Origin of the sequence: Providencia sp. PROV267 (assembly GCF_028477825.1) — a bacterium.
GTDB lineage: Bacteria > Pseudomonadota > Gammaproteobacteria > Enterobacterales > Enterobacteriaceae > Providencia > Providencia stuartii.
Window position 1 is genome coordinate 178,617 of record NZ_JAMPLX010000021.1, and the last position, 21,891, is coordinate 200,507.

General features: G+C 43.2%; 17 protein-coding genes. 2 read left to right on the forward strand and 15 right to left on the reverse strand.

All coding sequences use genetic code 11. From position 1 onward, the window contains the following. Positions 1 to 9: 9 nt before the first annotated feature. From wzyE to trxA, 13 genes are all read right to left on the reverse strand, one after another. On the reverse strand, positions 10 to 1,365 hold the full coding sequence (wzyE, locus tag PR709_RS14820) for an ECA oligosaccharide polymerase (RefSeq protein WP_004915508.1): 1,356 nt from the start codon (positions 1,363 to 1,365) through the stop codon (positions 10 to 12). After that, complete coding sequence (locus PR709_RS14825; protein ID WP_004915504.1) at positions 1,362 to 2,444, reverse strand: TDP-N-acetylfucosamine:lipid II N-acetylfucosaminyltransferase; 1,083 nt, start codon at positions 2,442 to 2,444, stop codon at positions 1,362 to 1,364. The genes wzyE and PR709_RS14825 overlap by 4 nt, the downstream gene beginning before the upstream one ends. Continuing rightward, positions 2,441 to 3,691, reverse strand: coding sequence for a lipid III flippase WzxE (gene wzxE, locus PR709_RS14830; RefSeq protein ID WP_061064478.1), 1,251 nt, complete (start codon positions 3,689 to 3,691; stop codon positions 2,441 to 2,443). Before wzxE ends, PR709_RS14825 begins: the two co-directional genes overlap by 4 nt. Beyond that, positions 3,691 to 4,821: a dTDP-4-amino-4,6-dideoxygalactose transaminase gene (gene rffA, locus PR709_RS14835; protein WP_272570966.1), complete on the reverse strand. Its 1,131-nt coding sequence runs from the start codon at positions 4,819 to 4,821 to the stop codon at positions 3,691 to 3,693. Before rffA ends, wzxE begins: the two co-directional genes overlap by 1 nt. Continuing rightward, complete coding sequence (rffC, locus tag PR709_RS14840; protein WP_040132555.1) at positions 4,808 to 5,548, reverse strand: dTDP-4-amino-4,6-dideoxy-D-galactose acyltransferase; 741 nt, start codon at positions 5,546 to 5,548, stop codon at positions 4,808 to 4,810. Before rffC ends, rffA begins: the two co-directional genes overlap by 14 nt. Beyond that, the gene (rfbA, locus tag PR709_RS14845; RefSeq protein WP_004915489.1) at positions 5,526 to 6,407 is read right to left on the reverse strand and encodes a glucose-1-phosphate thymidylyltransferase RfbA; all 882 of its coding nucleotides are present in this window, start codon (positions 6,405 to 6,407) and stop codon (positions 5,526 to 5,528) included. The genes rffC and rfbA overlap by 23 nt, the downstream gene beginning before the upstream one ends. A gap of 9 nt (positions 6,408 to 6,416) precedes the next feature. Beyond that, the gene (gene rffG / locus PR709_RS14850) at positions 6,417 to 7,484 is read right to left on the reverse strand and encodes a dTDP-glucose 4,6-dehydratase (protein WP_004915487.1); all 1,068 of its coding nucleotides are present in this window, start codon (positions 7,482 to 7,484) and stop codon (positions 6,417 to 6,419) included. Further along, complete coding sequence (gene wecC, locus PR709_RS14855; RefSeq protein ID WP_004915484.1) at positions 7,481 to 8,743, reverse strand: UDP-N-acetyl-D-mannosamine dehydrogenase; 1,263 nt, start codon at positions 8,741 to 8,743, stop codon at positions 7,481 to 7,483. Before wecC ends, rffG begins: the two co-directional genes overlap by 4 nt. Beyond that, positions 8,740 to 9,870 (reverse strand): non-hydrolyzing UDP-N-acetylglucosamine 2-epimerase, encoded by a 1,131-nt coding sequence (gene wecB, locus PR709_RS14860; protein WP_004915481.1) that lies wholly within the window; start codon positions 9,868 to 9,870, stop codon positions 8,740 to 8,742. The genes wecC and wecB overlap by 4 nt, the downstream gene beginning before the upstream one ends. Before the next feature lie 95 nt (positions 9,871 to 9,965). Continuing rightward, a complete protein-coding gene (gene wzzE / locus PR709_RS14865) occupies positions 9,966 to 11,024 on the reverse strand; it encodes an ECA polysaccharide chain length modulation protein (protein ID WP_014657281.1) in 1,059 nt (352 codons plus the stop codon). 31 nt (positions 11,025 to 11,055) lie between these two features. Then, positions 11,056 to 12,144 (reverse strand): UDP-N-acetylglucosamine--undecaprenyl-phosphate N-acetylglucosaminephosphotransferase, encoded by a 1,089-nt coding sequence (gene wecA / locus PR709_RS14870; protein ID WP_004915476.1) that lies wholly within the window; start codon positions 12,142 to 12,144, stop codon positions 11,056 to 11,058. Positions 12,145 to 12,867: 723 nt separating this feature from the next. After that, on the reverse strand, positions 12,868 to 14,127 hold the full coding sequence (rho, locus tag PR709_RS14875; protein ID WP_004915469.1) for a transcription termination factor Rho: 1,260 nt from the start codon (positions 14,125 to 14,127) through the stop codon (positions 12,868 to 12,870). Positions 14,128 to 14,808: 681 nt separating this feature from the next. Then, positions 14,809 to 15,135, reverse strand: coding sequence for a thioredoxin TrxA (gene trxA / locus PR709_RS14880; RefSeq protein WP_004915462.1), 327 nt, complete (start codon positions 15,133 to 15,135; stop codon positions 14,809 to 14,811). Positions 15,136 to 15,252: 117 nt separating this feature from the next. Between trxA and rhlB the strand changes: the two genes are divergently transcribed. Continuing rightward, positions 15,253 to 16,539 (forward strand): ATP-dependent RNA helicase RhlB, encoded by a 1,287-nt coding sequence (gene rhlB / locus PR709_RS14885; RefSeq protein ID WP_004915459.1) that lies wholly within the window; start codon positions 15,253 to 15,255, stop codon positions 16,537 to 16,539. Positions 16,540 to 16,550: 11 nt separating this feature from the next. Then, positions 16,551 to 18,056, forward strand: coding sequence for a guanosine-5'-triphosphate,3'-diphosphate diphosphatase (gppA, locus tag PR709_RS14890; protein WP_004915455.1), 1,506 nt, complete (start codon positions 16,551 to 16,553; stop codon positions 18,054 to 18,056). Between the two features lie 46 nt (positions 18,057 to 18,102). Here the strand turns inward: gppA and rep are convergent, their stop codons facing one another. Further along, on the reverse strand, positions 18,103 to 20,124 hold the full coding sequence (rep, locus tag PR709_RS14895) for a DNA helicase Rep (protein ID WP_004915452.1): 2,022 nt from the start codon (positions 20,122 to 20,124) through the stop codon (positions 18,103 to 18,105). Positions 20,125 to 20,386: 262 nt separating this feature from the next. After that, a complete protein-coding gene (ilvC, locus tag PR709_RS14900) occupies positions 20,387 to 21,862 on the reverse strand; it encodes a ketol-acid reductoisomerase (RefSeq protein ID WP_014657279.1) in 1,476 nt (491 codons plus the stop codon). Positions 21,863 to 21,891 lie beyond the last annotated feature (29 nt).

A 21,891-nucleotide genomic window follows, 5' to 3' on the forward strand; every position in this document is an offset into this window, starting at 1 on the left:
AATGCTCCTTTAGCGGTCTCCGCGACGTTGGCTTCCTAAGTAAGAAGCTGTTTTTGCCCGAATAAGCCCCGCACTTTCAAATAACCAGTACAGTAATTTCGCCAGAATCAAACAAAGTCCGAAAATGAGGCAGAAAAAGACTACGCGTGACACGAAGGAGTCGACCCCTTCACGTGCTAACACAATGATGTTAAAAATAGCCCCAAAGCAAAAAGCTTGCATAATGGCGGCTTTATAGCGATTTGACTCTTTTAGGCTCATGCCGTAGATCCAGTCAAACCATTTAATGATTAACCCAACCACAATCGCACCGAGTAGGATAAATGGCACGCCCCCCATCACCACTAATGAACCAATCAATGTAGGCGAAATTGCCAATCCAGAGTGGTTATTGAGCACTTCCCAAGTAAAGTAGTTTGCTGAGTTCAGTACCGTGTCAGGTCGCTCAGGCCATAACCACGATGGAATGAAGACATAAAAATCACGCACAATAGGCGCCAAACCTTGGAATTCTATCTTGTCATAGTGACTCAACAATAGAGCAAGATTTTCCCATGGTGAGAAGGTATCTCGGGTCAGATATAAGAAGGTATAAAACGCCTCTGCACCACTCACATCAAGGCCATAGCGTTTTAACGCTAGCCAGAACATACCGATAATACTCGCGACACCTGCCGCCACTAGCATCCAAAGTGTGATCCACCTTCTGACGATACCAATAAACAAAAATAGGGCGAATGCAATAATGATATTGGCTCGCGTTCCGCCAACAATCACATACGTCAGAAAACCGAATGCAACGGTACTGACGAGAAAGAAAAGCCAGCGTTTTTGTGATGGTCGCAAGAAGTACACAATCAACATTGCAGGGATAAAGAAGTAGAAAAAGCGCTTTAGCGCGACCCCTGAAACCTGACTGGAGAATATTTGGCTATACGATTTAAGTTTGAACAGTAAAAAACCATTCTGTAAGAAAAAGATCCCTACTGTCACCACCGCAACCGCAATCAACAATAAGCAGGTTAGGTTCGTTTCCACTTTATTCATGGTGAAGAGCGGTCGCTTAGCAGTGGTCGCACTTTTGGTTAGGCGTGTTTTATAAGCAACATAATAAATAGCATAAAAACTGGTTGCCGCCAGTTGAGCGTAGAGCAAGTACTCAGCCGGAACAACTGCCACATCAAATTGGAAAACCAAAGCACAAGTCAGCGGAAAACCAAAATAAAATGTCAGTAAATACAACAGCGAAAAGAAAATATTAAAATTAAAACGTACACGTCGAAACTCTGTGTAGAGCAGTGTTCCGATAAAGATAATGGAGATTAGATAGACAAGCGATAAGCCCCCTAACTCGGCTAAGGTCATGCCTGCTCCTCCGCAACACCTAAAATCGTTTTCCAACCATCCGTAAAGTTAGGGGCAAAAAAATCGATATGTTGTTTATCCAGCAACGTCATTTGCCGCTGAGCCTCATCAACAAGGCCTAACGATAGCTCATCGCCATAGAAAAAGACGGGCACATTCTGTGCCGTTAAATCCTGCCAAAAGGTATTTTGTCGGCTGATCACAAACGGGATACCAAACTGGATCAACAGGCACAGCGTTCCCACCCCTTGTTGGCGATTAAAGATAAAATAGCCTAAATCACATGTCCTCAATAAATCGAGGTAATCCGCAAACGCCATCCGCTCTTTTAAGATACTGACTTGGTCTGCCTTAAATAGCGTTTGAGCCGCCTTCTCGACCTGTTGGATATAAGCTTGGTTATTATCCGGATACCCCATCGGTACGATGACCTTAACTTGCTCACCAAATTGCTGTTTAATCGCGCCCAGAGCCTCTATATGACGATTTGATTGATCACCTGAGTTACCTAATAGGATTGTCAATGTCTCGCCCTGACGCGCTGGACGCTCATTTAACGTCAGAGCAGGATCCATTCGTGTTGGAAAGTATAAAATTGAGGCCGGTACTTTTGGGTTAGATTGCTGGAAATAACATAAATCACCGCGGGTCGCACAAACGTGCCCCACTTTTTTTTGCGCCAAACGACGCAATACATAAAAAAGCTTAAACTTTAATGATTTTGACTCTTCATACAGGTCTGCACCCCAAATATGCCACCAAAACTGGTGAGATTTAATTTTACCAAATAGGAGGGCTAACCAAATCGGCGCGTTAAACTGACCATGAAAGAAAAAACGTTCTCGGCGATCTGCCATTGCACGTTGGATCACCGCATTCGCTATCGCTTTTTTACTTTCAAAAACATCGATATTCAGCTTTGGATATGCAGCCGCAAGCTGAGTATCGCGACTAACCACCATAAAATGGGGTTTTTGTGACGCTGTATTTTCCTTACAGATCACGTCATTAAAAAACGTCAACACCGTTTGATTATGGTGAGGGAGTTCAGATCCCAGTACATGTATTAAGGTTGTCATACTCGCCTACGGTAAATCAAAAATACGCAACAACAGAGGAGAAAATACACGATATATGTCGCCATATAGGCTTGTGTTGCCCCTACAGCCCCGTGCATAGGTATCAGCCAATGGGAAAAGCCCATTAAGAGAATAAACTGGCTCACCTCAGTTAAAATATAAAAACGCAATGCCGCCTTCGCAATCACAAGATAACCAAAGACATATGCACCGACTTTCAGCACATCGCCCACTAATTGCCATGCGAATAAGTCTCGCATTCCATTAAATTTTTCAGAAAACAGCAACCAAATCGCAAAGTCACGTAATAGCCACACCATAAAACTGGCTACGGCGACAGCAGGTAACACAAATTTTAACGTCTTAAGGATCTCAGCAGAAATTTCATTTTTATGTTGTAGCCGAGAGAGTGTAGGCAGCAAATACACAGAAAATGTCGCGGTAATAAACTGCAAGTAAGCATCTGAAATTGTGCTAACCCCTGTCCATAAGCCTACATCATCCCAACTATATTGTGCTGCGAGCAAATTCCGCATCATGATATAGGCAACGGGCAAAGTCACCGACGTAATTAACGCCATAATGGTAAATTTGCCTAGGTTAGTCGCTACGGCTTTATCCCAAGCAGGCTTTAACATCGATAATGCAAACCGCTTACGGCGAATCATCATCAAGGCAGCAGGTAAAACCACTAATGCAGGAACCAATGCCAAGCCTGCTAAAGCGCCATCATAACCACCTAATGTGTAGCATAAATAATAGGCAACTACACCAATTATACTCCCAAAGATAATCGATTGAGCGTTACCCGATGCGTCTCGATAACCTTTAAGGATCGCCAAGAAGTAGTTAGCGTAAGCAATGCCCATCTGAATAAAGGCAACCGCCTGAATAACAGATTGATAGTCCTTGCTGTCGAATAGCCCTTCACTTATTGGGCCACTAAAAAGCAGGAATATCAGCGCTAATAGTGTCGAAAAACCAAGAATAAGTGTTGATGATGTCCCTAATACCGCACGTAACTTTTCAGGGTCTTGATGGTGTTCTGCGACATATTTAGTCACACCATTAAAAATACCCGCTCCCGATAAAACACCCAACACTGTGATTAACTGGCGGAAGTTCCCCGCCAGACCAACCCCACTCGGGCCAAACGTGACTGCTAATAATTTGACGATAAGTAGGCCTGCCCCGATTTTTATCAGGGTAGACCCAGCAGTCCAAACTGAAGCTTTGGCTAACGACATTAGGCAAAAAACGCCTTAATTTTTGCAATTACCGTTTGTTGTTCATCATCTGTCATATTGTAGAACATAGGCAGACGCACTAAACGGTCACTTTCACTGGTCGTATAACGGTCTTCACCGTGGAAACGTCCAAACTCTTCCCCAGCAGGGCTAGTATGCAACGCTACATAGTGGAACACCGTTAAAACGCCATTTGATTTCATGTATTCATTAAAAGCAGTACGCTCTTCAACATCTTTTAGCTTGATGTAGAACATATGGGCGTTATGCACTAACCCTTCGGGCACGATAGGTAATGCAAGTTTACCTTCCTGCGCTAATGGTGATAACGCCTCATAGTAGCGTTGCCATAGTAGCAATCGGCGATCATTGATTTTTTCAGCATCTTCAAGCTGAGCCCACAAATAAGCCGCTTGTAAATCTGACAAGAGATAGCTGGAACCAATATCACGCCAAGTGTACTTATCTACCTGACCACGGAAAAACTGACTGCGGTTAGTTCCTTTTTCACGGATCACTTCGGCACGGTTAATCAACGACTTATCATTGACCAGTGTTGCCCCGCCTTCACCACCTGACGAGTAGTTTTTCGTTTCATGGAAACTATAGCAGCCGATATGACCAATAGTACCTAATGCTCGGCCTTTGTATGTCGACATAACACCTTGTGCCGCATCTTCAATCACAAATAGGTTATGTTTTTTCGCGATAGCCATGATGGTATCCATTTCGCAAGCGACGCCCGCATAATGGACTGGAACGATAGCACGAGTACGTTCGGTGATTGCAGCTTCAATTTTTGTTTCATCCATGTTCATGGTGTCTGGACGTACATCCACGAAAACAATGGTAGCCCCTCTTAATACAAACGCATTTGAGGTAGAAACGAAGGTAAAGCTTGGCATGATCACTTCATCACCAGGCTTGATGTTAATTAGGATCGCCGCCATCTCTAACGAAGCGGTACAAGAAGGTGTTAACTGGACTTTAGGGCAATCAAAGCGCTTTTCCATCCACTCTTCACAACGTTTTGTAAAACCACCATCACCACATAGCTTGCCGCTTTCCATGGCTTGCTTCATATACGTTAATTCAGTTCCTACAACGGGTGGTTTATTAAATGGAATCATGTTGTCCCCTATATAACCAATAAGCAGTGCTAGCAACCGAAGCACCACTACGTGAATAAAGATTTAATGCCGCAATGTTGCTGATTTGGGTAGCCACATTTAACTGTCTTTTTTCGTGTTGCTCACACCAGACAACGGCTGCGGACATCAATTTACGGCCAATTCCTCGCCCAGTAGCGCTAGGCATAACAGCGAGTAGGCCGATACGCGCTGTGTCATCATCAAGGTGTCTCAAACTCACAAAGCCTAAGATATCCCCCGACGCGTCTTTTACTAATAAACAAGTATGGTCAAATGTGCCTAAAACCGCTTTTTCTATCCATAGTGCATAAAAACGCCCACTGTCGCCTTCACGATACCAAGGAGACCGAAAACGGCTTTGGCTAAACACTTGTGCCGCCGCATGGCGTAATACAGGAATATCTTCCGCAACAGCGGGTTCAACCCGATCTGTTGCCACTAATCGACTTTTTAAATAAGCATTTTCTGTGCCAATAGTCAGCGCAAAATCAATTTCACCTTCGACGAGAGAGAAACCAAGCTGCATTAGCCCATCTAAACGCTCAGTATCACTAGCAAGTATCTTGGCTTGAGTAATAGCATAACCGTCTAATTGGCTTGCAAGAACCGTCTCAGCGTGTGGCGCTGCGAAATCTAATTTCGCCGTAGAGAGTCCGAAAAAATCAGACTCCCATTGTAGACAATCAATACTGGCGCGGACGGACACGGAGGAGATCCTCTAAATATTGGCCATAACCCGTTTTACTCAGTTGTTTTGCCGATGCCTGAACTTGCTCATCAGACAACCAACCATTACGCCATGCAATTTCTTCTAAACAGGCGACTTTGAAACCTTGACGTTTTTCAACCGTTTGTACAAAAGTACCCGCTTCAATTAAGCTATCGTGAGTGCCCGTATCTAGCCATGCAAAGCCACGCCCCAACAGTTCGACGTTTAGCTCACCTTTGTCCAAATACATTTGGTTGATAGAGGTAATTTCCAGCTCCCCTCGCTCTGAAGGTTTCACCTGCTTAGCGAAATCAACGACCTGATTATCGTAGAAATAAAGCCCCGTCACCGCCCAGTTAGAAAGCGGCTTTTTCGGTTTTTCTTCGATGGATAACACTTTGAAGTCATCATCAAACTCCACCACACCAAAACGCTCTGGATCCATGACTTGATAACCAAATACTGTGGCACCTTGTGTTCTTGCCGCAACGGATTTCAGTTTTGGACTAAATGAATGACCAAAGAAGATGTTGTCACCTAGCACCAAGCAGCATGCATCACCATTGATAAACTCTTCACCAATAATAAACGCTTGAGCAAGGCCATCCGGTGAAGGCTGCTCGGCATAACTCAGCTGAATGCCAAACTCATGTCCATCACCAAGTAAGCGTTTAAACATGGGCAGATCATCCGGAGTAGAAATAATCAATATCTCCCGGATCCCTGCCAACATCAGTACTGACAATGGATAATAGATCATCGGTTTATCATAGATAGGTAATAACTGTTTCGAGATGCCCCGTGTAATCGGATGCAAACGCGTTCCCGAACCACCAGCCAATATAATCCCTTTCATGATCCCCCCTTAAGCGCCTAAACCAAGGCGTTCTCCTGCATAAGAACCATCTTGCACACGACGCCACCAAGTTTCGTTATTCAGATACCACTGCACTGTCTTACGGATCCCTGATTCGAATGTTTCTTGAGGCGTCCAACCTAATTCACGTGCGATTTTATCGGCATCAATGGCATAGCGCATGTCATGACCCGGCCTATCCGTCACATAAGTGATAAGGTCACGGTAATGTGCAACCCCTTCTGGCTTCTGCGGATGAAGTTCTTCAAGTAGCTCACAAATAGTCTCGACCACATCAATATTACGACGTTCATTGTGACCACCAATGTTATAAGTGGTACCCGGCTGTGCTGTCGTTGCCACCAAATATAAGGCGCGAGCATGGTCTTCAACAAATAACCAATCGCGGATCTGCTCACCTTTGCCATAAACAGGTAATGGCTTACCTGCTAACGCATTGATGATAATCAGTGGGATCAGTTTTTCTGGAAAATGGTATGGCCCATAATTATTTGAGCAATTGGTGATCATGGTTGGCAGGCCATAAGTACGCTGCCAAGCCCGCACTAAATGGTCACTCGATGCTTTAGAAGCCGAATAAGGGCTGCTTGGCGCATAAGGCGTGGTTTCAGTAAAGAAACCGTCCGGCCCTTCCAAATCGCCATACACTTCGTCAGTTGAGATGTGATGGAAACGGAATTGCGCTTTTTTCGCGGCATCTAAGCCCATCCAGTAATGACGAGCCGCCTCTAATAGCGTGTATGTACCGACAATATTGGTTTCAATAAAGGCGGCAGGGCCATCAATAGAGCGGTCAACATGGCTTTCTGCGGCTAAATGCATCACGGCATCGGGTTGATATTTCGCAAAAACGCGGTCTAACTCAGCGCGATGGCAAATATTCACTTGCTCAAACGCATAGCGGTCGCTATTTGACACCTCACTGAGTGACTCTAAATTGCCCGCATAAGTTAAACAGTCTACGACAACCGCACTGTCGTTAGTATTTTCAATGATATGACGAACAACCGCAGAGCCGATAAAACCGGCTCCACCTGTGATTAGTATGCGTTTCAACGCCAAACTCCTTTGGTATCCACAACCCATTTTTGCTGAATCAATGAACCTTGAATGGCTTTAAATTGGTTATGATCCACCAGCATTAAAATCACATCAGCATTGGTGATTGCATCTTCAATCGATGCCAGCTCTACAATGCCTTTTAGTGCCGTTGGCAATTCATGGATATGTGGCTCAACCGCATACGTTTTACCTTTATTCCAGCTCGCCACCATTTTCGTGATATGCATCGCTGGGCTTTCACGCAAATCGTCAATATTGGGTTTAAATGATAGACCAAAGCAGGCAATAGTCACTTCGCTCGCCTTTTTACCTGTTTCAGCTAAACAATCTGCCACCGCAGCTTTGACCTGATCAACAACCCAAATTGGTTTGCCATCATTGACTAAACGCGCGGTGTGGATCAAACGAGACTGTTGTGGGTTTTGTGCCACAATGAACCATGGGTCAACGGCAATACAGTGTCCACCAACACCTGGGCCCGGCTGTAGAATATTGACGCGAGGGTGACGATTCGCCAAACGGATCAGTTCCCACACATTGATATCTTGTTCGGCACAAATCAGTGAGAGTTCGTTTGCAAATGCGATGTTCACATCTCGGAAGCTGTTTTCTGTCAGCTTACACATCTCGGCGGTTCTTGCATTCGTGATAACACATTCACCTTCAAGGAAAATGTTATACAGTTCGCTCGCACGTAATGATGATTTTGGCGTCATACCACCAACAACACGGTCATTTTTAATCAATTCAACCATGACTTGACCCGGTAAGACACGCTCAGGGCAATAAGCCACATCAATATCCGCCGCTTCCCCTGCTTGGTGAGGGAAAGTGAGATCAGGACGCGCTTGAGCCATCCATTCAGACATCTGTTCAGTCGTGCCAACAGGAGAAGTAGACTCTAAAATGACTAAATCCCCTTTTTTCAATACCGGAGCGATAGACTCTGCGGCTGCTCTTACATAAGTAAGATCAGGTTCATGTTCACCTTTAAATGGGGTTGGCACTGCTATCAAATAGGCATCGGCAGGCTGTGGTTTAGTAAAAGCTTTCAGATGACCTGCTTCAACCGCGCTTTTTACGACGAGGTCAAGCTCTGGCTCGACAATATGGATTTTCCCCTGATTAATGGTATCAACCGCATGCTGGTTGACATCAACGCCAATCACTTGCTTTTTGCGTGACGCAAAAGCGGCTGCTGTTGGCAAACCAATATAACCAAGGCCGATAACAGAAATAGTTTCAAAACTCATAATTTCACCTGATTGCTTTTTAGTGCTTCAAGAATACGCTGACAAGCATGACCATCCCCATAGGGGTTATGCGCGCGGCTCATTGCATGATATTCCGCTTCATCTGTCAGTAACCGGTTAACTTCTGCAACAATTTTTTGTGTATCTGTACCCACAAGACGCACTGTTCCAGCTTCAACAGCTTCAGGACGTTCTGTGGTATCTCTCATAACTAAAACAGGTTTGCCTAGTGATGGCGCCTCTTCTTGGATCCCGCCAGAATCGGTCAAGATCAGGTAGGCATGGTTCATCAAATAGACAAAGGGTAAATACTCCTGAGGAGTAATCAGAATAATATTATCAATGCCATGTAAAATACGTTTTACGGGTTCACTGACATTCGGGTTTAAATGCACAGGGTAAACCACCTGAACATCAGGATGGCTTTGTGCAATTTCAGCCAAGGCATGACAAATACGTTCAAATCCACCACCAAAGCTTTCACGGCGATGGCCTGTGACTAAAATCATTTTCTTATTGGGATCAATAAACGGGTAATTCGCCGCCAATTTATCAGCCATGTGCTGGTCGCTCATCACTTTGTCGCGAACCCACAGCAAAGCATCAATCACACTATTTCCCGTCACAAAAATATGATTATCGGGAATAGACTCTTTTAGTAAGTTTTGACGCGAATTTTCAGTTGGCGCGAAATGGTACATTGCAAGGTGCCCCGCAATCTTACGATTCGCTTCCTCTGGCCATGGTGAGTAGAGGTTACCTGTACGTAAGCCTGCCTCCACATGACCAACAGGAATACGGTGGTAGAAAGCCGCTAAGCTCGTTGCCATTGTCGTCGCAGTATCCCCATGCACTAACACCACATCAGGTTGGAAATCAGCAAATACGTTTTTCAACCCTTCAAGAATACGACACGTAATATCGGTTAAATCTTGCCCTGGCTTCATAATATTGAGATCGTAATCGGGAGTAATCTCAAATAGCTTCAGTACCTGATCGAGCATTTCTCGGTGCTGGGCCGTCACACAGACTTTGGCTTCAAAAGCCGCATCCTTAGCAAGTGCATGAACCAACGGTGCCATCTTAATGGCTTCTGGTCGAGTGCCGAATACAGTCAATACTTTCACAGTGACTCTCTTATATTTATCTAATGCAGTTAGCTGCTTTTATTTATAATGACATTACACAGTGGCTGACATCATCGACAGCCACCTATTCAAAATCAGGACGGGCGACGGCGTGCAAGTACCACACCAGCACCAACCAATGCACCGATAGCTCCCCATAGAACCATCATAAAGGCTCTACGTGGGCTGTCACGTTTGACGGGGTCTTCAGGTGTTCTCAAATAGCGATAAGCCTGAAAACTGTCTTGGAGAGTGGGACCAACACTCAGTGTAGATAACATTGCGATGTTTTGGTCATAATCAGTGTCGTGATCAGGGCCTGTCGCTTTTAATGTTTCAATCTGAGCTTCAAGTAATGGAACCCCTAATAGGAACATTTTAGAATCAGGAATTTCATCAACTGGTGCCGAGCTTTGATTACGCGAAATTCCCTGCTTTTGCGCAACTTTCAATGCTTGTTCGAGTAAATTTAAGCGTCTTTCATAAGCAGCTTGAGCAACCATATCTTCGCGTTTCACTAACGCTTTCATTGATTGCATTTTCGTTGCCCACGTTCCCTTAATTTCATCATTCAAGTTGGCTGTTGCACGTTGGTTAGCAAACTGTATGTACTCACGTAAAAGCTGATTAGCGTCCGTGGACGTTTCCGCAATCAACTTAATGCTATCAGTGAGATTTTTTAGATTATCCGCAGGCGTGAATTCAATATTGTTAATCAATTCATCCAATAACGCCGCATCTGCTTTAGGGTCATTCTCTAAACGCTGCTTATAATAATCCGTCGTTAACCAAAACTGACGACGGGTATCATAAGAACCCACTTGCTTAATAAACTCTTGGTAAGCCTCATTCGCAATCGTTGGCAATTGCCCTTCTTGACCCGTCGAGTTAATACGGGAATCCAGGTTTCGTAAAAACTGTTGTTGCGAATAATAACTACCCAAATTGTTCACGGTTGGCAGGTCTGTGATCGCGGTTGAACTCCATTTTTGCTGCATAAAATAGGATGCACCCAACGCAATAGCGGCGAAAATCACCGCAAATGCCACGATCCAAATTTTACCTTGCCACAAAGAGCGGCATAAACCACGGATATCCAATTCCGGTTCTATCGGCGGCTGATACTGATTAGGTTGCGTTTCTGAGTTTTTCACTGCACAGAACCTCTATTATTTCCGTTTGTCGTTACCGTACTGCACCACCTCTACGCATACGACGTCTGACGCGCTTAATAAAACGAGCTACTTTCCATGCCCGTTTGATGCAGTAACCATACATAAAGAATACAAGCAAAAACAATGCCAACATGACCCATTCAGGCACAAATGTTAAGCGTTCACCAATAATTCCTATACATGCCAAAATGGCTGCTGCCAGTGTAATCAGAACAAAAGCCCCTCTTGGGCTAAAACCTGAACGCATAATCAAGTGATGAATGTGCTGACGGTCAGGTGAAAATGGACTCATACCTTTACGGATACGACGGTACATAATCGCCACCATATCCATCAATGGGATCGCAATAATCCATAATGCTGTCACAGGGTTGATTGGACGCCCTGCTTCCTGAGTTGATTCGACTAGGATCCAAATAATTGTAAAACCAATCAGTGTGCTTCCCGCATCACCCATAAAGACTTTAAAACGACGACCTAGTACACCTAAATTTAGGAAGATATAAGGAAGGATAGCTGCAATAAAGGCAAAACACCAAAATGCTAATCCATAATTGCCATTTTGATATAACAAAAAGCCTAATGCACCGAAAGAGACACAAGATAGCCCACCGAGTAACCCATCAATACCATCAACCATGTTGAACGCATTAATAGCTGCCCAAACAGCAAACAGTGTCACGATATAACCAAATGGCCCAAGCACTAACTCCCATGGCCCAAACGCATGACCTAATGACTCTAGTTTTAAGTCAGCCACGGTCATCATGACGACAGCGACTACGGCTTGTACACCTGCTCTTAACTTAACACTGATATCAAACCGGTCATCTAACGCACCAATCAATACCAATAAGCCTGCACAGATTAAATATAACCATTTATGGGGTATATATTCTTCTGTAATAACAAACGCGAAGCAGATACCAAAAAAGACCGTTATCCCCCCAACTAAAGGGACCAGACCTACGTGTTTTTTTCTGAAGTTAGGTTTATCAACCAGCCCGATCTTCGTTGCCACAACTCGAGCGATAAAAATAAACACTAACGTGAACAAAAAAACGTAAAAAAGACTAGCAATAAATTGTGCGGTGTCCACGAGTCAACTCTCTTATTTTTTATCTAACCAACCTAAAACCACAATGCCTTAGCTTATATTGCCTCAATAACAGGCAGCTAAGGTATTATCATCTCAAAAGAGATAAGTTCCATAAGACGAGTCTTCAATAACTATCACAATAACCCTATAAAGGCTTACCTAGTTGTTATTAGTGTAGCTTTTGTTCAATCATGTCTTATTAACGGATTTTATACTTAATGAAAGCAAGATGCATGCCATAAAGAACAATGCTTCTCTATGATTATAATTTTAGGCTGTTTTTCGTTTAATAAATGAACCTTTCCCAACCAATCAGAAAATGCCATTACGTAAATGATATCGTCATTAAATAAATACATGAAATACATGTATTAACTTAAAACAGTCAAACTTTGAATAAAACAATAAATCTATTTCATCCAACAAATTGATTTTCCATTTTGTAGCGACAAAAATCCAATATAAAAAGTACTATTTTTTATATAATTACTATTCTATTACCGTGAATGGCATCTCAATATTATAAATTGTTATCATCCAATGGTGAGTAAGTTGAATTTATATAAAAACATAACTTAAATTTAATTTACATAACAAATAAATAACAGAGCTATATAATAAGAAATAATTTCGATATTCATCAGAAAAATCAGTAAAAAAAATAAAAAAGCGCTGTCAAAAATTGACAGCGCTTTTTAAATTTAACAATTAGGAAGTTAGCAATTATGCTCTTTTCATAAAGTCGAAAAATTCTTCGTTCGTTTTCGTCATTGCTAATTTACTAATGAGGAATTCCATTGCATCGATCTCACCCATAGGATGAATGATCTTACGTAAAATCCACATTTTTTGTAATTCATCTTGTGAAGTTAACAGCTCTTCTTTACGTGTACCTGAACGGTTATAGTCAATCGCAGGGAAAACACGTTTTTCAGCGATCTTACGAGACAGGTGTAGTTCCATGTTACCTGTACCTTTAAACTCTTCGTAAATCACTTCGTCCATTTTGGAGCCTGTGTCGACGAGCGCTGTTGCAATAATGGTTAAACTACCACCTTCTTCAACGTTACGTGCTGCACCAAAGAAACGCTTCGGACGGTGTAACGCATTCGCATCCACACCACCTGTTAAGACTTTACCTGATGAAGGAACAACAGTGTTATACGCTCGCGCAAGACGAGTAATAGAATCAAGTAAAATGATAACGTCTTTTTTATGCTCAACTAAACGTTTAGCTTTTTCAATCACCATTTCGGCGACTTGAACGTGACGTGCTGCTGGCTCATCAAACGTTGAAGCGATTACTTCACCTTTAACTAGGCGTTGCATTTCGGTAACTTCTTCTGGACGCTCATCAATAAGCAGAACCATCAAAACACAATCAGGGTAGTTATGTGCAATGTTAGCCGCGATATTTTGCAGCAACATGGTTTTACCTGCTTTTGGTGGAGCAACGATCAAACCACGTTGCCCACGGCCGATAGGCGCAGCTAAATCCAAAACACGCGCGGTTAAATCTTCTGTAGAACCGTTTCCACGTTCCATACGAAGACGATTGTTAGCATGTAATGGGGTTAAGTTTTCAAAGAGAATTTTGCTGCGGGCATTTTCAGGTTTATCAAAGTTAACTTCATTAACTTTCAATAGGGCAAAATAGCGTTCACCTTCTTTAGGAGGACGGATTTTTCCTGAAATTGTATCGCCTGTGCGAAGGTTGAAGCGGCGAATTTGGCTGGGAGAAACGTAGATATCATCGGGGCCTGCGAGGTAGGAACTGTCTGCTGAACGGAGGAAACCAAATCCATCCTGCAATATTTCCAGAACGCCATCGCCGAAGATATCCTCCCCGCTTTTAGCATGCTGCTTCAAAATCGAGAAGATAATATCCTGCTTTCTCATACGGGCTAAGTTTTCTAGCCCCATGTTTTCGCCTAATGTAATCAATTCTGATACTGGCGTATTTTTTAATTCGGTAAGATTCATAATGGTGGGTTCTTTAACTCGGGGTAATTCTCGAACTATGAACGTAAATTGACGACAACTATATATAAGCTATATAAGTGCCAGTTTAACTTTATAACGCCCTGTTGATAGTTACAAACATCAACGGCTCAACAACGCGTAAAAATTCTTGCGCTTGTTATTGCTAAGACTGCGCTAACATATCGCGGCGATTCATCGGAATGATATGCGGCTTATTATTAGAAACACAAACAATATTAGCAATAGTTTTTTGTGCATTTAAGGCAACATCTATCCCAATATCGCAAATTTACAGCTTTCAAAGCACTAAAACGCAAAACTCATGCCCTGAAACCCATCCCTAACTAGAACGCCTTCATACGGCTAATCCATATCTATCTTGAATTGATATTGTCAATTTACCACGAATGAAATGATTGAATGCGGCTAGCGCGACAACTCAATTTTCAAATTGATAATTCCAGAAATCAACACATTATCAGCCCTAGATCACAATATATGAACCACAACTGAACTGACAAACCAGATATTTATGATAAGAGCAACGGATTATAAAGTAATTCTTTCGGGTGCAATATGGGGATTGCCGATAACTTACCATGCTTCATTGAGGACGTCTAGCGGTGCGCCCTATAAAATAGATGTACCGCTAAACGTTTTACCTTAAACAACAACTATAACTTACAGATTTTCGTCCAAAAATTCTTTTAACTGAATTTTAGAGAAGATGCCCACTTTTGTTGCTACGACATTGCCATTTTTGAATAATAGGAGCGTAGGGATACCACGGATACCATATTTTGGTGCAGTAGCTGGGTTATCATCAATATTCAGTTTTGCGATGGTCAGTTTGCCTGTATATTCTTCAACAACTTCATCAAGAATAGGCGCAATCATTTTACAAGGACCACACCATGCAGCCCAGAAATCGACGAGAACAGGTGACGAGGCGTTTAAGACTTCGCTCTCAAAGCTTGCATCAGTTATATGAATAATTTTGTCGCTCATGTTGTACTCCAATGGATCATTTTTGCAGTCTTAGTGTAACATTAATTGGCAGCAGTATGCTTTATTTCAAAAGATACACTTTCGTAAACCAACCGTTAACTGATATTCTACCACACTATGAGTAAAGCACACTTGACAGAAAAGAAGTTTTCCGACTTCGCCTTACACCCCAAAGTCATTGAGGCCCTAAATAAAAAAGGCTTCAATTTTTGCACGCCTATACAGGCGTCTACCCTGCCTTTCACTGTCGAAGGCAAAGATGTTGCGGGGCAAGCGCAAACAGGAACGGGTAAAACGTTAGCATTTTTAACGTCTACATTTCATTATTTACTAACTCACCCTTCGATTGAGGGTAAAAAAGTCAATCAGCCCCGAGCGCTGATTATGGCACCCACCCGTGAACTGGCAGTGCAAATCTACTCAGATGCAAAAGAGCTTGCTGAGTATACGGGTCTAAAAATGGGGCTAGCCTATGGCGGTGATGGCTATGATGAGCAATTAAAGGTGCTACAAAATGGTGTTGATATTCTTATCGGCACAACGGGACGTTTAATTGACTATGCAAAACAAGGTCATATTGACTTAAATGCCGTACAAGTGGTTGTTCTAGATGAAGCTGATCGCATGTACGATCTGGGCTTTATTAAAGATATTCGTTGGTTATTCCGTCGCATGCCTGCGGTAACCGAAAGGTTAAACCTACTCTTTTCAGCTACGCTCTCTTACCGTGTCAGAGAACTTGCTTTTGAACAGATGAATAGCCCTGAATATATTGAAGTCGAGCCGTTACAAAAAACGGGTCACCGTATTAAAGAAGAGCTGTTTTATCCTTCAAATGAAGAGAAAATGCGCTTATTGCAAACGTTGCTTGAAGAAGAGTGGCCAGAGCGTTGTATTATTTTTGCCAATACCAAACATCGTTGCGATGAGATTTGGGCACACCTTGCGGCTGACGGTCATCGTGTAGGGCTACTCACCGGAGATGTTGCTCAGAAGAAACGACTGCGTATTTTAGAAGAGTTTACTCAAGGTAATCTCGATATTTTAGTTGCGACCGATGTCGCTGCTCGCGGGTTGCATATTCCTTCTGTTACCCATGTCTTTAACTATGACTTACCTGATGATTGTGAAGACTATGTACACCGCATTGGTCGTACTGGTCGTGCAGGTGAAAGTGGTCATTCAATCAGCCTTGCTTGTGAAGAGTACGCTTTGAATCTACCCGCTATCGAAGAGTACATTCAACATTCGATTCCAGTGAGTAAGTACAACAGCGAAGCGTTATTAACTGACCTTCCTGCTCCGAAACGCCGCCATCGTCCGCGTCCAGGAGGGCCTCGTCGCAATTCAAATTCGCCACGTCGCCATAATGGCCCACGTAACAACCATAAACGTTCAGGCTGAGTAATAACGATATGCTGAAATCTTCTTCTCTCTATGCAGCAATTGATTTAGGTTCGAACAGTTTTCATATGCTGATCGTTCGTGAAGTTGCAGGCAGTATTCAAATTATTTCGAGAGTAAAACGCAAAGTGCGCCTAGCCGCTGGTTTAGATGGCAATAATATGCTGTCAGAACAAGCTATGGAGCGCGGTTGGCAATGTTTGAGGCTCTTTTCAGAGCACTTACAAGATATCCCTAGCGCTCAAATCCGTGTCGTCGCGACTGCAACATTGCGGCTGGCTAAAAATGCCGATGTTTTTGTGCAAAAAGCCAGTGAAATTCTAGGTAATACCGTCAAAGTTATTCAAGGAGAAGAAGAGGCGCGCTTAATTTACCAAGGCGTTGCTCACACAACCGGAGGCCCCGATCAGCGTTTAGTCGTTGATATTGGGGGAGGTAGTACCGAGCTGGTTACAGGTATCGGTGCCAAAGCCACTCAGCTATTTAGCCTTGAAATGGGTTGCGTCACTTGGCTAGAAAAATATTTTAGTGATCGCACACTCACCGAGGAGAATTTTACTCAAGCGGAGTTAGCCGCCCACGCGGTGATTGCCCCTATTGCGGATACCTTAAAAAATCATGGTTGGAAAATTTGTGTTGGTGCATCAGGCACCGTTCAAGCCATCCAAGAAATCATGATCGCGCAAGGCATGGATGAGCTGATCACCTTAGATAAGCTACAACAGCTTAAATATAAAGCCATTCAATGCCACAAGCTTGAAGAGTTAGAAATTGAAGGGCTCACCTTTGAGCGAGCGCTGGTATTCCCAAGCGGTCTGTCTATCCTCATCGCTATTTTTAAAGCTTTATCGATTGATAATATGACCTTAGCGGGTGGTGCATTGCGTGAAGGGTTAGTTTACGGCATGCTTGAATTACCCATTGAGCAAGATATTCGCGCTCGTACCTTGCGTAATATTCAGCGTCGCTTTCAAGTCGATATCGAGCAAGCTGCCCGCGTTAGCCAATTAGCAGAGCATTTCTTTTTACAGGTCTCTAAAAATTGGCAGCTAGACCTACGCTGCCGTGATTTATTATCAAGTGCCTGTGCTTTGCATGAAATCGGTTTAAGCGTTGACTTCCGCAAAGGGCCGGAGCATGCCAGTTACCTTATCACTAACCTTGACCTTCCTGGCTTTACTCCTGCACAAAAGCGCTTACTGGCTGCATTGCTCCGCAATCAACACGGGCCTGTTGATCTAGCCACACTCAGTCAACAAAATGCTTTACCCATGCAACAAGCTTATCATTTATGCCGCCTGTTGCGATTAGCTATTCTTTTTGCAAGCCGTCGGCGAGATGATACATTGCCAGCATTACGACTTCATGCAGAGACCCATTCTCTGACGATTGTATTGCCTTACCGCTGGCTCGCAGAGCATCCATTACGAGCAGAAAACTTGCAACAAGAAGTTCAGTGGCAAGGTTATGTTAACTGGCCTTTGAAACTTGAAGAGCGTAATAGCTCCAACAATTAATTTTCCCCCTCACATTCGTTACAGTGAATGTGAGGGGTCATTTCTGCTAGCTTTTCTTATTTAATCCTAAACGAGCCTTAATATCAGCGAGTGCAGATTGTCCTTTTTGCATCCGCTCTTCCGCGGTCACCACTTTTCGTTGCTGTTCCCACTCTAAATCATCTTGCGGCAATTCTAATAAAAAGCGACTTAGCTCAGGGCGGATTAATTCACCGTATTGTCGACGTTCACGGCAATGGCTAAAAAATAGCTCTTTTTGTGCACGTGTTATTCCAACATAAGCTAACCGCCGCTCTTCATCGATGTTATCCTCATCAATACTACTTTGATGCGGTAACAACCCCTCTTCCATCCCTACTAAAAACACATAAGGGAACTCCAGCCCTTTAGATGCGTGTAATGTCATTAATTGCACTTGATCTGATTCTTCATCATCTTCACCGCGCTCCATCATATCGCGCAGCGTAAAACGCGTTACAACCTGATCTAATGACATAGGATCATTCAAGTCGTCACCTTCAATCATTTCACTCATCCATGTAAACAACTGATTGACGTTTTTCATTCGCATCTCAGCAGCTTTCGTACTTGCCGAAGTTTCATAGAGCCAACTTTCATAGTCCATTTCACGCAGTAAATCACGCACGGCCAATAATGGCTCACGCTCAGACTGTTGAACAATTTTCTCCATCCAACGTGTGAACTGCTGTAGCGCGGTTAATCCTTTGCCTGTTAATGTTTGCTCCAGTCCTAAATCAAAACTAGCTTGATATAAACTTTTACCGCGTTGATTAGCCCATTCACCTAATTTTTGGATCGTTTTTGGCCCAATTTCACGGCGTGGCGTATTCACAATGCGCAAAAAAGCACTGTCATCTTCAGGGTTAGTGATGACTCGCAAATATGCTAATAAATCTTTGATTTCTGGGCGAGAAAAGAATGATGTTCCCCCCGAAATACGGTAAGGAATACGGTTTTGCATCAACATTTTTTCAAAGATACGCGATTGATGGTTACCGCGATACAAAATGGCATAATCTTTATATTGTGTTTTATTAATAAAGTGATGCGCAATCAATTCACCGATAACTCTTTCAGCTTCATGATCTTCATTATTGGCCGTAATAACCTTAAGTGGTGCCCCATAACCTAGTGTCGAAAATAATTTCTTCTCAAATACGTGGGGGTTATTTGCAATCAAAATATTGGCTGCTTTTAGTATGCGCTCCGATGAACGATAGTTTTGCTCCAACTTAATCACATTTAACTTTGGAAAATCCTGACTCAATAGCACTAAGTTTTGTGGGCGAGCACCACGCCAAGAGTAGATAGATTGGTCATCATCGCCAACTACCGTAAACCGCGCACGCTGACCCACCAGCAATTTAACCAATTGATATTGGCTTGTATTGGTATCCTGATACTCATCCACCAGCAAATAGCGAATTTTTTGTTGCCAACGCTCCCGCACCTCTTCGTTATGGGATAAAAGTAAGGTCGGCTTACTGATCAAATCATCGAAATCCAATACGTTACAGCTTTTTAAATGCAATTCGTAACGACGATAACACTCTGCAAAACGATGCTCTTTCTCACTTCTCACTTTCGCCAACACCTGCTCTGGTGCTAACAGATCATTTTTCCAATTCGAGATCGATGAGATCAGTTGCTGCAAAAGATCTTTATCTTCCTCTAGCAGATCAAAAGTGAGCTCTTTGAGCAACGCCATTTGGTCCTGATCATCAAACAGAGAAAAATTAGCCTTAATACCTAACGCCTTATATTCACGTTTAATGATCTCCAAGCCCAAGGTATGAAATGTAGAGATAATTAACCCTCGAGCTTCTTTCCGCCCCAATGTTTGTGCGACACGCTCTTTCATTTCACGAGCGGCTTTATTGGTAAAGGTGACCGCCGCAATTTGACGTGGTTGATAGCCACATTGGCGGATCAGGTGTGCTATTTTATTCGTTATCACTCGGGTTTTTCCCGAGCCGGCACCAGCCAATACAAGGCATGGGCCATCCACAAATTCAACAGCCTGCTGCTGGCTTGGATTTAATCGCATGGTTTCTCTAGATCAGGTTATTTTCAAAAAGACAGATTGTTGTCGATTGTAGCAGAAAGCACTCGGCGCATAAAAATGGCTAAACCATCATGTATCCATTTAACTGCATATTTCTATCTGTGACGGTCGAGTCTGAAAAACAAAAAAACCGTGTCATTCAGAACAACACGGTTTTCAATACGATATTATTTTATATCTAATATATTTTTCTAAACTATTCGCGTTAAAGGAAAACGGCGAATAGTGCTAGTGTGACGAAAAATTAGCCACCCACTGAAATGCGTTTCATATCTGTCATATATCCACGCAGCGTCTTACCGATTTTCTCAATTGGGTGGTTACGGATAGCTTCATTAACATCACGCAGTTGTGCATTATCGGTGCCATTATCAGCAACAGGTTTCGCCAAATCTCCCGCTTGCAGTTTGCTCATAAAGTCTTTCAACATTGGCACAGCCGCGAACGAGAACAGGTAGTTACCATATTCCGCCGTATCTGAAATAACCACGTTCATTTCATACAGGCGTTTACGAGCGATAGTATTGGCTATCAGTGGCAGCTCGTGCAGTGACTCGTAATAAGCGGATTCCTCAAGGATCCCAGCTTCCAGCATAGTATCAAACGCCAATTCAACCCCAGCTTTAACCATCGCAACTAACAAAACACCGTGGTCAAAGTACTCTTGCTCAGCGATTTTTCCTTCATATTCAGGGTAGTTTTCAAATGGTGTTTTACCGGTTTCTTCACGCCAAGCCAGCAAATTCTTATCATCATTTGCCCAGTCAGCCATCATGGTTTCTGAGAATTTACCAGAAATAATGTCATCCATATGTTTTTGGAACAAAGGAGCCATGATTGTTTTCAGTTGCTCAGACAGTGCAAATGCGCGCAATTTCGCAGGGTTTGACAGACGATCCATCATCAGCGTGATACCACCTTGCTTCAATGCTTCGGTAATTGTTTCCCAACCGAATTGGATTAATTTACCGGCATAGCCTGGCTCAACACCATCAGCAACCATCTTGTCATAACAAAGCAGAGCGCCCGCTTGCAACATACCACACAGGATGGTTTGTTCACCCATCAAGTCAGATTTAACTTCTGCAACGAATGATGACTCCAGTACACCAGCACGATGTCCACCAGTTGCCGCAGCCCATGCTTTCGCAATAGCCAGACCTTCACCTTTAGGGTCATTTTCAGGGTGAACAGCAATCAGCGTTGGCACACCGAAACCACGTTTATACTCTTCGCGAACCTCAGTACCTGGGCACTTTGGAGCAACCATCACAACAGTAATATCTTTACGGATCTCTTCACCTACTTCAACAATGTTAAAGCCGTGCGAGTAACCTAATGCAGCGCCTTGCTTCATCATTGGCTGAACAGCGCGAACGACCGCTGAGTGCTGCTTGTCTGGCGTTAAGTTAATGACCAAATCCGCTTCAGGGATCAATTCTTCATAAGTACCGACTTTAAAACCGTTTTCTGTCGCTTTACGCCATGATGCACGTTTTTCAGCGATCGCTTCAGCACGTAATGCGTAAGCAATATCCAGACCTGAATCACGCATATTTAGGCCTTGGTTTAAACCTTGAGCACCACAACCGACGATGACGATTTTTTTACCTTTCAGGTATCCTGCTTCATCCGCGAACTCTTCGCGCTTCATGAAACGACATTTGCCTAACTGCTCTAACTGCTGACGCAGATTCAAAGTATTAAAATAATTCGCCATTGTCTTACTCCGTTGTTCTGTTGTGTTCG

Excerpts from the sequence above, each read along its gene's own strand:
- PR709_RS14825 (WP_004915504.1), bottom strand. The coding sequence starts at position 2,444 with ATGACAACCTTAATACATGTACTGGGATCTGAACTCCCTCACCATAAT.
- wecC (WP_004915484.1), bottom strand. The coding sequence starts at position 8,743 with ATGAGTTTTGAAACTATTTCTGTTATCGGCCTTGGTTATATTGGTTTG.
- gppA (WP_004915455.1), top strand. The coding sequence starts at position 16,551 with ATGCTGAAATCTTCTTCTCTCTATGCAGCAATTGATTTAGGTTCGAAC.
- wzyE (WP_004915508.1), bottom strand. The coding sequence starts at position 1,365 with ATGACCTTAGCCGAGTTAGGGGGCTTATCGCTTGTCTATCTAATCTCC.
- rep (WP_004915452.1), bottom strand. The coding sequence starts at position 20,124 with ATGCGATTAAATCCAAGCCAGCAGCAGGCTGTTGAATTTGTGGATGGC.
- rho (WP_004915469.1), bottom strand. The coding sequence starts at position 14,127 with ATGAATCTTACCGAATTAAAAAATACGCCAGTATCAGAATTGATTACA.
- rffA (WP_272570966.1), bottom strand. The coding sequence starts at position 4,821 with ATGATTCCATTTAATAAACCACCCGTTGTAGGAACTGAATTAACGTAT.
- rfbA (WP_004915489.1), bottom strand. The coding sequence starts at position 6,407 with ATGAAAGGGATTATATTGGCTGGTGGTTCGGGAACGCGTTTGCATCCG.
- ilvC (WP_014657279.1), bottom strand. The coding sequence starts at position 21,862 with ATGGCGAATTATTTTAATACTTTGAATCTGCGTCAGCAGTTAGAGCAG.
- trxA (WP_004915462.1), bottom strand. The coding sequence starts at position 15,135 with ATGAGCGACAAAATTATTCATATAACTGATGCAAGCTTTGAGAGCGAA.
- wzxE (WP_061064478.1), bottom strand. The coding sequence starts at position 3,691 with ATGTCGTTAGCCAAAGCTTCAGTTTGGACTGCTGGGTCTACCCTGATA.
- rhlB (WP_004915459.1), top strand. The coding sequence starts at position 15,253 with ATGAGTAAAGCACACTTGACAGAAAAGAAGTTTTCCGACTTCGCCTTA.